Origin of the sequence: Streptomyces sp. NPDC002889, assembly GCF_042888425.1 — a bacterium.
In the GTDB taxonomy this organism is placed as follows: Bacteria; Actinomycetota; Actinomycetes; order Streptomycetales; family Streptomycetaceae; genus Streptomyces.
On the sequence record NZ_JBIAPT010000024.1, the window covers coordinates 21133 to 35275 of the forward strand.

A 14143-nucleotide genomic window follows, 5' to 3' on the forward strand; every position below is an offset into this window, starting at 1 on the left:
CCTGCGGCAGGCAGCAGTGATGGAAGGGACAGCGCACACCGTGAAGGGCTCTCATGCATGACGTGAACGAGGACGCGCCGGTGTTTGCCGGACAGCGGCCGACCGCCGAGTCGATCGAGCGGGGCGGGGTCGGGCTCAGCGTGACCGATCTGCTGGCCAAGGTCATGACGACCGCCGCGCCCCAGCCCACCGGCACCGGTACGGATTCCGGTGCCGGCACCACCCCGACCCAGGATGTGGATGGACTGGCCGCTGCCATCGCGGCAGCAGCGGGCCGCCATCTGCCCGAGGGGCATCTGTCGCCCGACACCGACTTCTTCGACGCCGGGGGCACCTCCGTGCGCGCCGTGGAACTCGTCGCGGCGCTGGAGCGCGAGCTGGGCATGGAGATCGGCCTCGATGACGTGTTCGCCGACGCCCGGCCGCGCAGCCTCGCCCAGCGCTGGCTCCAGGCCACCGGGGCCACGGCCGTCCCGTTGGCCACGGCCACTTCCGGGACCCAGGCGGTCCCGGTGACCCCGGCCCCGGCGGCCACCGCGACCGGCACTTCGACGCCCCCGAGCGCCCTCCCGCTCTCTGCCGCAGGCGCACCCCCGGCCCCGGTGCCGGGCACCCTCCCCGCCCCGACCCCCCGCACCCCACCGGCGGTGGTGACCCCCTCCCTGCGCGACAGCAGCGACGCCCCCCATTCCGTGGCCCGCCGCGAGGACCTCGACCAGATCCTGGCCGACCTCTCCCTCGCCGACCGCCTGCCCTGGACCGGCTCGCCCGAGCCGCTGCCGCCCCGCCGGATCCTGCTGACCGGCGCCACCGGCTTCCTCGGCAGCCACATGCTGCTCGACCTGCTGCGGCACAGCGACGCCCACGTCCACTGCCTCGTTCGCGCGGCCGACGAGGAGGCGGCCGTCGCCCGGCTGGGCCAGGCGCTGCAGAGCTACGAGCTGCCCTGGTCGTCGGAGATCCGCCGCCGGGTGACCGTGCTCCCCGGCGACATCCGGCGCCCTCACCTCGGTCTGTCCGACGACCTGTGGAACACGCTCGCCCACGAGCTCGACAGCGTCGTCGGCGTGGCGGCGGCGGTGGACTTCCTGCGCGGGTACCAGTCGCTGCGGCAGAGCAACGTCATCGGAACGCTGACCCTGGCCGAACTGGCGACGACCGGCCGGCCCAAGCCGCTGCACCACATCTCCTCGATCGCCGTCTTCAACGAGGTCGGTATCACCTCCATGGGTGAGGACGACCCGCTCGCCCACGTCGACCGCCTCGTCGCGGGCTACGACCAGACGAAGTGGGCCGCCGAAGTCGCGCTGCGGCGGGCCCGTGACCACGGCCTGGTGGTCACGGCGATGCGCCCCGGCGGCATCGGCGGCCACACCAAGACCGGCGCCTACAACCCGCAGGACCTCAGCAGCGGCCTCATCTCGGCCTTCGGCCGCTTCCGCACCGTACCCGCCTTCCGCTGCCTGAACGCGGCCCCGGTGGACTGGGTGAGCCGGGTCGCGGTCGGCGTCATCTGCGAACCCGACGCCTGGGGCTACGACTACAACCTGACCGGCGTGCCCAACACCCTCGACGACGTCGTACGGGACATGGCGCTCGGCGGCATGCACGTGCGCGTACAGGACTGGGACGAGTGGCGCACCGACGCCCTGGCCCGCCTGGAGACCGACCCGGTGCCCGAACTGGCCTTCTTGACCAGGGTGTTGCAGAGCCCCACCGCCCTCAAACTGTGCGAAGCGACGCTGAAGGGCCCGGCGGCCACCGACGAGCGCACCGCCGCACTCGTCGAGGCGCTCGGACTGCCGCCCGCGGCCCGCTACGACACCCAGGCGCAGCTCAAGACCTTCGAGCGGCTCGCCCACGACGGCCTCGCCCGGCTTCCGCACAAGGACGACCAGCCCTACCTATGGTTCTCCGAGACGACCGAGGGCAGCGTGGGCCCGGTCGGCGCCCCCGCCGACACCCCCTGCTCGATGGCGCTCACCCTCTCCATCGCCAGCATGTACCAGTTGGTGAAGGAACGCCGGGTGGACGTCAGCGGCGAGCTGGTGTGCGCGGCGGTCCACCCCGAGCCGCTGGTCGTGGAACGCGGCGACGTGTGGATCCGCCCCGAGGAGGGCATTCCTGAGCAGCACGGTCTGCGGCACCAGCTGCTGTGCTACCGCCTGCGGTTGCGCGATGCCGACGGCGGGCGCTGGTGGCTGGAGGGCCGCAAGTACGCCCGGGCCCGCCGCGACGTGTGGCGGCAGACCCGCGCGTTGACCGTCGAGCTCGGCCGCGAGGGCGAACCGGCCGCCCTGGCGGGCGAAGTCGTCGTGCCCGCGGACAGCTACGTACGCGACCAGATCGACGGCATCAAGGTCGACCCGCGTCTGACCAGCCGGGAGAAACGGGCCGCCAAACTGACCTGGCTCGCCTGGTTCGGCCTGGAGATGGGCCGCGGCCTGCTCGGCCCCTTCGCCCGGGCCGCCGCGGATCTCCTCGACCTGCGCCGCACCCAGACCCCCTCGGAGCGCAACCGGTGATCCTCAGAACGACCAACTCCAGGACCAGGCCGATGATCCGCAAGGTGAGGACCACCACGGCCCTGCGCCCGCTCCACCACCGTCTTGACCCGGCGGCGGTCGAGGAGATCCCCTTCCGGGCGGGGGACGGCGTCCGGCTCGGCCTGACCCGGATCGACAGCGGCGAAGCGGACCGGCCCGCCGTGCTGCTCCTGCACGGACACACCGCGTCCGCCGACATGTTCCTGCTGCCCGAGACCCGCAACCTGGTCGACGTCCTGCTCGACGGCGGCTACGAGCCGTGGCTGCTCGACTGGAGGGGAAGCTGCCGGCTGCCGTACAACGAGACCGGCCAGAAGTACACGTACGACGACGTCGCCCTGTACGACATCCCCGAGGCCGTCTCCCACATCCGGCAGCGCATCGGCAACCGGCCGCTGTTCGTGGTCGCGCACTGCATCGGCTCGCTCACTCTGTCGCTGAGCATGTCGGCGGGGCTGGTGCCGGGGCTCGCGGGCGTGGTGTCGCAGGGCGTGTTCCTGACACCGAAGCTCGCGGGCCGTACCTCGCTGCGGATGTCGGTGGCCGGCGAGCTGCTGAAGTCCCGGATCGATCATGTGCCGGTCGACTTCCGCAAGGTGGGCTTCTGGTCGAAGTACACGCCGCTGTTCGCGCTGGCCTCCCGGAAGGCGAGCTGCCCGGATCCGACCTGTCAGATCCTGCACAACTCGGCGTGGGGCACGGGCGCTTCGCTGTTCGTGCACGAGCACCTGTCCGAGGCCACCCACAACCGGCTCGCGGACCTGCTCGGCCCCGCGCCGCTGTGGATCCTGCCGCATCTGCGCCGGATCGAGCTGGCCCGGAGCGTGGTGCGCTGGCACGACGGCGACCACCGCTACCGGGTGCTTCCGCAGAACGCGCTGGATGCGGCAGGCCGCATCGACACTCCCGTCCTGCTGCTGGCGGGCAGCGAGAACGGGTTGTGGCTGGATTCCCAGAAGCTCTGCCACGAGGTGCTCACCCATCGGCAGCCGCAACTGGACGTGGCGTACACCGAGATTCCCGGCTACGGTCACCTCGACACGTTCCTCGGCCGGGGCGCCGCCCTCGACGTGTTCGGGCACATCCTCGACTTCCTCGGCAAGCGGCGGTGACGGCTTCCGAGGTTGCTCGGCAGCAGTACCCGGCCGTACCCGAACCGCACTCCAGGAGGCAACGACCCATGCCGCAGCTCGCTGTCGACGGCGCAGGACTGACGTACGACGACGAGGGCCCCCGTGACGGTGACGGCGTGCCCCTGGTGTTCATTCACGGCTGGACCGCCAACCGGCACCGCTGGGACCACCAGATGGCGCACTTCGCCCCGAAGCGGCGGGTGATCCGGCTCGACCTGCGCGGGCACGGCGAGAGCGACGGGTCGGGGCGGACGATCGATGAGCTGGCCGGCGACGTCCTCGCCCTCCTCGACCACCTGGAGGTCGACCGGTTCACAGCCATCGGCCACTCCATGGGCGGGATGATCGCGCAGACCCTCGCCCTCGGCCATCCCGAGCGGATCGAGCGCCTGGTACTGGTGAACTCGATCAGCCGGATGACCTACAGCCGGGGGCGGGGCCTGTTGATGGCGGCCTCCACGTTGGTGCCGTTCAAGCTGTTCGTGGCCACCAACATCCAGCGGGCCTTTGCCCCTGGCTACCCGCGCGAGGAAGTCCGCGCGTACATCCGGGCCTCCTCGGCCACGCCGCGGGAGGTGGTCATGACGTGCTACGCCGCCATGCGGTCCTTCGACATCCTCGACCGGGTCGGCGAGATCCGCACGCCCACCCTGTTGGTGCACGGCTATCACGACATCCAGCTGCCCGTCGCGCAGATGTTGCGGATGGCGAAGGCCTACCCGGACGCGGTGGTCCGGATCGTGGACGCGGGCCACGAACTGCCGTTGGAGAAGCCGGCGGAACTGACTGCGGCGCTCGACCGGTTCGTGACCGACCGAGCATGAGCGGCAGGCGGCCGAGTGGATCCCCTGCGGGTCTTCGTCAGCCTCGCGCTTTCTGAGGGCCGCGGTCCGATGCGTGATCAAAAGCGAGGGAAGTGCTCCTGACCTGCAACGACTGTGTCTGTCGAGGGTCCTGTCGTTTGCGAGGAAAGAAGCACGTCTTCGGCAACCCCACGCGGATGCCCCGGCACGCACCCACCCCGTCCTGGGGTGATCACGCGAGGCATGTGGTGGACGGTGCCACCGTCGGTGCGGTCATGGGCTGAGGGCAGGACCGGGCGTTCGCGCGGCGCGAGGCGGTGTCCCCGCTGTGAGTTTGCCGGACACAGCGGGCCACGCGGCCGGTTCGGCGCTTCCTCCGGTCCGTCAGGAAGTCGTATCCGCGGGGCAGGGCGGATCCCTGGTGGGACCGTGCGGGTGATGTCTGCCATGCCGTGACACGGCGCTCCGAAAGGCTGCTGGGCTCGACCGGTCGAATGGGTTCACATGACATCACCCTGGTCTTTTGCACCGGACATCTTGTGGCGCGGCGAGGCGACCGGTCGGGGCTGAGCCACGCAAGTCTCGGTCGCGCACCAGCACCAGCGGCAGAACATCGGTAGCCCAGTAGAGGTGGTGTCCGGCAGTGGACCAGCGGGTGACGGTGCTCAGCGAGAGCCGGGATGATCCGTTCGCTCTGCACCTGGCCGCCTCGGCGGTGCTCGACGACCGGGGAACGGTTGTCGGATGGAGCCGGCGGGCCCAGGAGCTGCTCGGCCACCCGAAGACAGCAGTGATCGGCCGTCCGGCGTTCGAAGTCCTGATCGATCCCCGCGACCTGTCGGCCGCCAAGGATGCCGCGGTGGCGTGCAGGAGAGCAGGAGGCTGGTTCGGCGTACTGGCGGTGCGGCATCGCAGCGGGCGGCTCGTGGAGATGGGGCTCAGGGCACGTGCGCTCCTGCGGGACGGAGATGTCCGCGAGTGGTTTCTTGTCGGGGCGCCGGCGGCGGAGATCCTCGAGTGGCAAAGGGACCGCGCTGTTCTCGACGGGCTGTTCCGCCGGTGCCCGATCGGCCTTGTCGTCCACAGTCCCGATATGACGATTGCCCGGGTCAACCGGGCGGTCGAACGGTTCACCGGCATTCCGGCCGCCTCATTCCGGGGAATGCCTACCGGCGCGTTGCTGGTGGCCGAGGACGCGCACAAGGCCGTGGACCGGGTGCGCCAGGTGCTGCAGACCGGCAGATCACTGATCTCCACCGAGCAGTACACCCGCCTGGAGCGGGATCCGGCACGAGAGCGGGCCGCGTCCGTCTCGGCCTTCCGGTTGGAGGATCCCTCGGGCCGGGTCCTGGGAGTGGCCGAGACCGTCGAGGACGTCACCGAACGCCATCGGGCCCGGCTTCGGCTGGCGCTCTTTGCCCAGGCCGGTGCCCGCATCGGAACCACGCTCGATGTGGGAGAGACGGCCTGGGAGCTCGCTGATGTGATGGTCCCTCACCTGGCCGACCACGTTTCAGTGGACGTGTCGCAGCCGGTGACGCTCGGTGAGGAACCGGCGCAGGGCTCGACGGAGCCCGTCGTTCGGGTGGCGGTGAGCAGCGTCCTGGCCCAGCAGCCCGAACTGCTGGAGCCGGGAGGGGAACCCGTCGAGTTCGCGCCGGACACCCCACAGGCCAGATGCCTGGCCGACGGGCGGGCCGTCCTCGAATCAGTTCTTCCGCCTGACTGGTTCTCCGTGGAACCGCGCCAAGGCGAGCACGTTCCCGATCTGGGTGTCCATTCCCTGATCGTGGTGCCCCTGGCCGCGCGGGGCCTGGTGCTGGGCGTGATGAGCCTGTGGCGCTCGCGGCGGCCCGACCCGTTCGAAGCGGACGACCTCACACTGGCCCAGGAAATCGCCTCGCGCGCCGCCGTGTGCATCGACAATGCCCGGCGCTACACCCAGCAGCAACAGACCGCGCTCACCCTGCAACGCACACTGTTGCCGAGGGCGGTTCCGCACCAGTCGGCGGTCGAGGTGGCCCCTCGCTACGTCCCTGCCAGAGCGGCCTCGGGGCCCGGCGGCGACTGGTTCGACGTCATCCCCCTGTCCGGAGCCAGGGTCGCGCTCGTTGTCGGCGACGTGGTCGGCCACGGCCTCCACGCCGCAGCCACCATGGGCCGGCTACGTACCGCCGTGCACACCCTGGCCAGCCTGGACCTGGAACCGGACGAGGTTCTCTCCCGCCTGGACGACCTGGTCAACCTGCTGACCGCCGAACAAGAAGCAGCCGGTGAACGGCCCGTGGGCGAGCAAGTCATCGGCGCCACCTGCCTGTACGCCGTCTACGACCCGGTCTCCCGCCAGTGCTCCGCCGCCCGCGCCGGCCACCCACCACCAGCGGTGACCACCCCGGACGGACAGGTGAGCCTGCTCGAACTGCCCGCCGGCCCACCGCTCGGCCTGGGCGGCCTGCCGTTCGAGGCACGGGACATCGAACTGGCCGAGGGAAGCCTGCTCACCCTCTATACCAACGGACTCATCAGTGAACGCCACATCGACCTCGAGACGGCACTGGCACGGCTGTGCGCGGCGCTCGCCCGCCCCGCCGACCCTCTGGAGCGGACCTGTCAGACGGTGGTCGACTCACTCGTACCCCCTCACCCCGCCGACGACATCGCCCTCCTCGTCGCCCGCACCCGCGTGCTCCCTCCACAGAACGTCGCCACCTGGCGACTCCCGCTGGACCCGACCTCCGCCGCCCGGGCCAGGACGCTGGCGACCGCCCAGTTGACCGAATGGGGCCTGGAGCATCTGACTTTCACCACTGAGCTGATCGCCAGCGAGCTGGTCACCAATGCCTACCGGTACGCCAGTGGCCCTGTGACCCTGCGACTCATCCGTGAGCGATCTCTGATCTGTGAGGTCACCGACACCAGCCACACCTCACCGCACCTGCGCCGGGCGCGCACCACCGACGAGGGCGGGCGTGGCCTGTTCCTGGTGGCCCAGCTGACCGAGCGCTGGGGCACGCGCTACACCCGCGAGGGGAAGACCGTCTGGACCGAGCAGCAACTGATCGAGCTGTAGATCGTCCGACACGATGCTGACGCACCGACGACCGCGACAACGTGACCGGGTGTCATGCCACCACCAGGCATCAGGCGCCTGCGCCCGAAACCCCCTCGCCAGGTCTCTTGGTATGATCGCGTGGTGCATGCGAGTGGAGTCCAGGCCCGACTGAAGTCCATCGTCCTGGAGGGTGAGCACGTTCGTCTCGAACCGCTCTCGCCGCAACACCACGAGGGTCTGTGCGCCGCGGTCCGAGACGGCCGACTCTGGGATCTCCAGGTGACGTTGGTCCCGCATCCGCGTGACATCGGCCGGTTCATCGATGAGGCACTGGACGCCTACGAGGCCGGGGATCAGCTGGCCTTCGCAACCATAGACATCGCCTCGGGACAGGTCGTCGGATCCACCCGCTTCCTGGCCGTGAACCTGCCCTACCGGCGGGTCGAGATCGGGTTCACATTCCTGGGCAGGTCCTGGCAGCGCACCGCGATCAACACCGAAGCCAAACTCCTGATGCTCACCCACGCCTTCGAGGAACACGCCATGAACCGCGTCGAGTTCCTCACCGACGTCCGCAACACCACCTCACAAGCCGCGATCACCCGGCTGGGAGCCACCCAGGAAGGCGTACTGCGCAGCCACATGGTGATGCGCGACGGCTGGATCCGGGACTCCGTCCTCTTCAGCATCACCCGCCCCGAATGGCCCGACATCCGAGACAGACTCAGCACCCGACTGGCTGCCTCTCACCACCAGACCTGATCACAACGTCATCCGTGACAGCCCTCAACGCTCGTCCATCGGACATCATGTGACGTTGCCGAGGTCCTGGGTTGCGGGGTCCGCGATTCGGTGAGCACAGTTTGCCGCGGAATCATCGAGATCCGGCTCATGAGCACGGGGCATGGCTGATACAGGGCACGTTGGCTGATCACGAGCAATCTGTGCCATCGCGGCATCGTCGGTGGTCACGGCCAGTGAAAGCAGTGGGAACCGTGTCAGAGCCGACCGCTTTCCGGGCTCGTGGGCGTGCGGGTGATCGGGGGCGGTGGCGCGCTTTGTCCCGGCTCCGCCTGGTGTACGGCGGATCGGGTCAGTTCGGTGATGAGGTGTTCCAGGGCAGCAGCGGCGGTAGTGCCGGTGGCGGCGACTTCGGGCACGATGTCGCAGGCGGAGCGGCGCAGTTCGAGCCATCCAAGGAAGGCGGCGTACGCCGCTACCGCCTGATGCCGGGCCGCGGCGGTGTCCAGGCCCAGGTCGGTGTAGAGATCGGTGAGATAGGCGATCCGCCGCTCGGTGACCCGGCGTAGGACCGGGGCGACGGCGGGGTGATCGGCGTGGGCGACGATCACGGGCTCCAGGCCGTTGATGTCCTCCTGCCCCAGCGCGATGGTGAACAGGGCGGTCAGCCGCTGCCGGGGGTCGGCGACATCGCCCAACTCTGCGATCAGCGCCGTGGTGTCGTCCCGCTCCCACACCTCCAGCGCGGCCGTCAGCAGCGCATCGCGATCCTTGAAGTGCCAGTAGAAGCTGCCCCGTGTTGCCTCCAGTTCGCCCGCGAGCGCGTTGACCGACACTGCGGCGACTCCGCCGCGTGCCATCGCGCGCAGCGCCGCGGTCGACCAGTCCTGGGGGGTGAGGTGTCTTCTAGCCATATCCGTACAGTACTGTATGGTCAGTCCATGCAGGGGTGTACGGAATGGCTGGGGGAGCAGTATGACGCTGACGAAGCTCGCTGGTGGGACGGCCGCAGTCGGCCTCGGCGCGGTCGGGGCACTGCACGGGATCTGGACCTTCTCTCCCTGGCCACTGGCCAGCCGTGCCGAATTCGCCCGTACGGTCGTTGGGGTCGCTGAAGCCGACCTGCCCACACCGGAGTTGACGGCCGCAGTCGCGGCGGCGCTCGGGGCGGCGTCCTATGTGATCGCGGCCCGGGCCGACTTGGTCCCCCAGGTACGACCACGTCGTTTGGTGCGCCAGGGGGTATGGGGCGTCGCGGGCGTGCTGCTGCTGCGAGGTTCGATCGGTCTGGTTTCCTCCGCTCTGACCAGCCGGCCGACCGATTTCACCCGCTGGGACCTGGCGCTGTACTCCCCGCTGTGTCTGGCACTTGGGGGGCTCACGGCATACGTCGCTGCCTCCACTCGCGCCCCTCGTCGCCGAGACCGGCGCCATGTCATCAGGAGACTCAAGGACCGTACGAATCGAAGAAGCTGACGATGACCCGGTTGATTCCCCGACTGGTGATCGGGCTGACCGCAGTTCACTTCGCGGTCGCCCTGATCTCCTCCAGCACTTCGGCGATGTGGCCCGCGACGGATTCTGGAACGCCGTCCCCGGACAGCCGCAGCGCGAGTACGAGATGTGGTTCTTCCTCGCCGGGTTCGGCCTCCTCGCCCTGGGTACACTCAGCCAACGCATCGCCCGTGACACCGGCAGGCTCCCCGCACAACGGGGCTGGTATCTGCTCGCCATCGGTGTGCCGCTACCGGGGCTAATCGCATCTGCTCGGCCTGCGGCGTCAAGGACGGCCCCAAGCCCCTGCACATCCGACAGTGAACGTGCGGTGCGTGCGGGGCCGTCCTCGACCGGGACATCAACGCGGCGGTCAACGTCGCCAAGGCCGCCGGGCTGGCGGTGTCGGCCTGTGGACGCAGGTAAGACCGGTACTCGTACCGGCGCAGCGCGGTGAAGCAGGAACCCACCGAGACGGTCAGCCGACCGTGGTAGGAATCCCCGCCCCTTAGGGCGCGGAGCGGAAGTCAAAGATTCTCTATCCCGTATCCGGCGCACCCGGACTGATCGTGCTCGGGGTGCTGGCCCTGATCGCGGCCCGGCGGGACAGCGCGGCAAAGAGCCCTCGGACACCCGCACGAGGCTCAACGGCCGACATGGGCGAACCCTCTAGCGGTGGGTGACGCGGAGTTTCGACTGGCCGTGCGGCAGGCGTTCCCAGTCGTCCATGAAGCGGGCGGCGAGACCGTGCTTCTCGGCCAGCCGGACAAGCGTCTCCGTGCGGTAGTAGAAGTCCTCACGCAGCACCTGGTGCTCGGCTCCCTCGGTGCGATCGTAGGTGAAGTCGAAGAATCCGCCGGGAGCCAGCACCCGTCCGAGGTTGGAGAGGCATTCGTCGATCACCTCCAGGGGCGAGTGCGAGAACACACTGTGCGCGTGCACGACCGTGAACCAGGCGTCGGGAAGGAAGTCGAGCGTCAGGTCCTCGACGGGGGTCAGATACGGCATCTTCTCCTGGAGGCCGTATCTGACCAGGGTCTTCTTGGCCTCGATGAGGATGTCGGGTGAGATGTCGATTCCGTAGTAGTGGCCGGGCTCGAGGTGCTGGATGAACCGCCACCCGGCGCGCAGATTGCCGCAGCCGATCTCCAGCATCCGGTCCCGCGGCTGCAGCCCGTGCTCGACGAGGTAGTCGAACTGCATCTGTCCGAGGGCCAGCCAGCGGGTGTACGAGGGCGTGCCGACTGCGGCGTCCGGACTCCTCGCGGTGTCCGACGCCATCACCGCGCGGTAGTAGCCCACATGGTTTCCACGGTGTCTGGCCCTCAGCAGCGCGTCCCGGCCGGCACGTCGGAGATACGGCAGCACTCGCCCAGGGTGGCGCAGCGCGTAGCGCGCCTTGTGCACGAGCTTCGAACGGTTCGTCGACAGACGCGAGGCGGGTGTCTGCGGCATGACGGCCTCCCTGCCATCCGCGGGCCGATCTTTGGACTGACCTTCGCGGATGCTAACCATGCGGGGAATGGCACAGCCGGGGAACTGCCGCCGTCACTCACTCGGGCAAGCCGTTCGGCCGAGTGCTCCTCACGCCCAGTGCTGTGACCGGGAATGCTCGCTGGGTTGGTGCGGGCGCCGCGCGATCTGTTCTATGGACTCGGCCGCCATGGAAGCGCCGAGGTCGTTCATCCCTGGCCTTCACGATTGAGTGGCGGGGACTTCCTCTCGGCTGCCCACGCCTGTCCTTGCTGGTTGGCGTGGATATGGAGGAAGCAGTGACGGCCGCTGGGAGAGGTCCGCGTAATCGGTGGATGCGGGCACCGGTTGCCCGGGGCTCTCGGCTGCTGCGTGCATCGAGACGAGCCGGCCCGGCGGTGGGCCTGGAGGGGTCTGGCAGCTCGGAACCGGCAGCAGCAGTTCGGAGGCCCCTTGGCGATGCCGGACGCAGGTCCAGCCCAGGGGAGTGGGGGACACCTCAGGGCAGGGAGGCGAGCCAGTGTGTCAGGAGCCGGTTGACCTCGGCGTGGCGCTCTTGCTGGATCCAGTGGCCGCAGCCGTCGAGAATGTGCGAGGCGGCCAGACCGGGAAGGGTGGTGGGGTATGCCTTGATCGCGTCGGCCAGCCAGGTGGTGGAGGCGTCCAGGCCGCCGCCGATGAACAGGGAGGGCTGGGTAATGGGGGCACCGTCGAAGTCGGTGAGGTCCTCCCAGTCCCGGTCCATGTTGCGGTAGCGGCCCAGCGCCCCGCTCATGCCGGTCCGCTCGAACTCGGCGGCGTAGACGTCGAGGTCGTCCTCGCTGAGCCAGGCGGGCAGCCGGCCGACGGGGAACCGGTCACGCAGCGTCCCGCCTCGGCTGACGAAGTGGGGATCGCGTGCGCCTGGTGGGGGCATGGTGTCGGCGGACATGGCGGCGTAGAAGCCTGCGAGCCAGCCGCGCACGTCGGGCTCAATCTCGGCCTCGGCCCGGCCCGGCTCCTGGAAGTAGGAGACGTAGAACTCGTCTTCCCCGCGCATCTGCGAGAAGAATTCGCTGGGCCTCGGTCCCCCACGGGGAGCGTAGGGAACACTGAGCAGCCCCACCGCGCGGAAGATCTCAGGCCTGACCAGGGCGGAGGTTGCGGCGATGGTCGAGCCCCAGTCGTGGCCGACGATCACAGCGGACTGTTCGCCCAGGGCGTGCACTACCGCAGCGTTGTCCTCCACCAGTTCGAGCATCCGGTAAGCGTCCGTGTCACCGGGCTTGGCGGAACGGCCGTAGCCGCGGACATCGATGGCGACGGTGCGGTACCCGGCTGCGGCCAGCACCGGCAGCTGATGGCGCCAGGAGTACCAGGTCTCCGGGAAGCCGTGCACCAGCAGCACCAGTGGCCCGGTGCCCTGCTCCACCAGGTGGATCCGGCCGGCGGGGGAGGGGACCACATGATGGGTGGCGGTCGTGGCCTCTTGCGGCATGAATCCTCCAGGGCGTTCGATCGGCCATGCCGGGGACGGTGCCGGACCGGCCCAGATTTCGGTGTTCGGACAGCGATCATGCGGCCGGCGACGAGGACGCAGCGAATCCTGTTGCCACTTCAGCAAACCGGATCCGTCCGTGAGATCACGCCTCGCGGTCTGCCCGGACTCCTCTGCGCGGCTGAGGGCGCAATGTGCAGGGTGACTCGCCTTTCTGCCTGGAGGGAGCCCGCTTTCGTCGGGCTGGTGAGCGGTGTCCACAAGCCTTGTGGCCGTGCAGGCTGCCCACGGCCGTCAGCAGCGGCACCATGGTTTTGGGCCACCGCGAGAGAACCGTGGGAGATCGCGCTCCATGCCGGTACCGTCTTGAATGGGGTTTCGGGTGCCGCTGGAACAGAGAGCGATGTGGACACGCCGCCAATGAGCGTCCATCCCCGGCGGCAGGTTCGGCTGTTTCCATGGAGGGCCGAGCCTCGGTCAGGGTCATCGATGCATCTCGCCGGCATCCTCGAACGGGTGCTCACGATCCGAAAGCCGGGCCCCGAGGCGTGGGCCCGAGATCCGTATTCGAGGAGGGATCATGACCCCACCGGACGAGAATGCGAGAGAAGTGCCGGTCGTCCGCCGCCGGCCCGATCCGGCCGACAGTGTGACCTGGGAACCCAGCGAGCGCTGGGTACGCGGGACGAAAGGCGATGTCACGGTCGTCGACAGCCGACGGCCGGTCCTGGTGTGGGAGCCCGGCCGCCCGGTACCGCTGTACGCGTTCCCGAAGGAGGACGTCCGGATGGACCTGCTGCGCAGGACCGAGAAGCCGGCGACCGTGCGTCATGGCGGAGCGACCGTCTTCTACGACCTGGAGGTCCACGGCGAAACCGTCGCGAGGGCGGCATGGACGTATCCCGCCGAAGAACTGACAGGTCACGTTTGCTTCGAGTGGTTCGGACGGGACGTACTCGACCACTGGTACGAAGAGGAGGAGGAGATCTTCGTGCACCCGCGCGACCCGTACAAGCGGGTCGACGCCCTGGCCAGCACCCGGCATGTCCAGGTCGAGATCCAGGGCACGGTCGTTGCCGACACACGCGCCCCGGTGCTCCTGTTCGAAACCCATCTGCCGATCCGGTACTACTTCCCGCGCGAGGATGTCCGGCTCGACCTCTTCACCCCGACCGAGCACAGGACCCGCTGTCCGTACAAGGGCGTGGCGACCGACTACTGGTCGTGGGCGGGCCACGGGGACGTGCCGCGCGATATCGCCTGGAGTTATCCCGACCCCTTGCCGGCCGTGGGCGCTATTACGGGGCGGGTGGCGTTCTACAACGAGGCGGTCGACATCGTCGTCGACGGCGAGCGGCTGGAACGGCCGGTCACCCCCTTCAGCGGCATACTGGGGCACTAGTGACTCGGAACGTTGGACGGTC

At 69.2% G+C, this 14143-nt stretch carries 10 protein-coding genes and 2 pseudogenes; 9 read left to right on the forward strand and 3 right to left on the reverse strand.

The annotated features are described in order from the left end of the window. Window positions 1-53 precede the first annotated feature (53 nt). The 5 genes from ACFYWI_RS29760 (at window position 54) to ACFYWI_RS29780 (ending at window position 8296) form a co-directional block, all read left to right on the forward strand. Window positions 54-2525, forward strand: coding sequence for a thioester reductase domain-containing protein (locus ACFYWI_RS29760; protein WP_389238417.1), 2472 nt, complete (start codon window positions 54-56; stop codon window positions 2523-2525). Window positions 2526-2557: 32 nt separating this feature from the next. Next, entirely contained in the window at window positions 2558-3658 is a 1101-nt protein-coding gene (locus tag ACFYWI_RS29765) for an alpha/beta hydrolase (protein WP_389238420.1), read from the forward strand. A gap of 68 nt (window positions 3659-3726) precedes the next feature. Continuing rightward, on the forward strand, window positions 3727-4503 hold the full coding sequence (locus tag ACFYWI_RS29770) for an alpha/beta fold hydrolase (protein WP_389238422.1): 777 nt from the start codon (window positions 3727-3729) through the stop codon (window positions 4501-4503). Window positions 4504-5125: 622 nt separating this feature from the next. Next, window positions 5126-7552, forward strand: coding sequence for a SpoIIE family protein phosphatase (locus tag ACFYWI_RS29775; protein ID WP_389238424.1), 2427 nt, complete (start codon window positions 5126-5128; stop codon window positions 7550-7552). Window positions 7553-7675: 123 nt separating this feature from the next. Next, on the forward strand, window positions 7676-8296 hold the full coding sequence (locus ACFYWI_RS29780; RefSeq protein ID WP_389238426.1) for a GNAT family N-acetyltransferase: 621 nt from the start codon (window positions 7676-7678) through the stop codon (window positions 8294-8296). A gap of 236 nt (window positions 8297-8532) precedes the next feature. Here the strand turns inward: ACFYWI_RS29780 and ACFYWI_RS29785 are convergent, their stop codons facing one another. Beyond that, window positions 8533-9189 (reverse strand): TetR/AcrR family transcriptional regulator, encoded by a 657-nt coding sequence (locus ACFYWI_RS29785; RefSeq protein ID WP_389238428.1) that lies wholly within the window; start codon window positions 9187-9189, stop codon window positions 8533-8535. A 61-nt stretch (window positions 9190-9250) separates the two neighbouring features. Here ACFYWI_RS29785 and ACFYWI_RS29790 point away from each other — a divergent pair, with 61 nt between their 5' ends. The 3 genes and pseudogenes from ACFYWI_RS29790 to ACFYWI_RS29800 form a co-directional block, all read left to right on the forward strand. Then, window positions 9251-9751: a DUF3995 domain-containing protein gene (locus ACFYWI_RS29790; protein ID WP_389238430.1), complete on the forward strand. Its 501-nt coding sequence runs from the start codon at window positions 9251-9253 to the stop codon at window positions 9749-9751. Further along, a pseudogene (locus ACFYWI_RS29795) lies at window positions 9708-9956 on the forward strand (DUF6463 family protein); the annotation flags it as partial. The gene ACFYWI_RS29790 and the pseudogene ACFYWI_RS29795, both read left to right, overlap by 44 nt. Window positions 9957-10030: 74 nt before the next feature. Then, window positions 10031-10281 (forward strand): annotated as a pseudogene (locus ACFYWI_RS29800) (zinc ribbon domain-containing protein); the annotation flags it as partial. Window positions 10282-10438: 157 nt separating this feature from the next. Here ACFYWI_RS29800 and ACFYWI_RS29805 read toward each other — a convergent pair. Both ACFYWI_RS29805 and ACFYWI_RS29810 read right to left on the reverse strand, forming a co-directional pair. Further along, the gene (locus ACFYWI_RS29805; RefSeq protein ID WP_389238432.1) at window positions 10439-11224 is read right to left on the reverse strand and encodes a class I SAM-dependent methyltransferase; all 786 of its coding nucleotides are present in this window, start codon (window positions 11222-11224) and stop codon (window positions 10439-10441) included. 517 nt (window positions 11225-11741) lie between these two features. Continuing rightward, a complete protein-coding gene (locus ACFYWI_RS29810; protein WP_389238434.1) occupies window positions 11742-12719 on the reverse strand; it encodes an alpha/beta fold hydrolase in 978 nt (325 codons plus the stop codon). 580 nt (window positions 12720-13299) lie between these two features. Here ACFYWI_RS29810 and ACFYWI_RS29815 point away from each other — a divergent pair. Further along, on the forward strand, window positions 13300-14121 hold the full coding sequence (locus ACFYWI_RS29815) for a DUF427 domain-containing protein (RefSeq protein WP_389238436.1): 822 nt from the start codon (window positions 13300-13302) through the stop codon (window positions 14119-14121). Window positions 14122-14143: the final 22 nt, after the last annotated feature.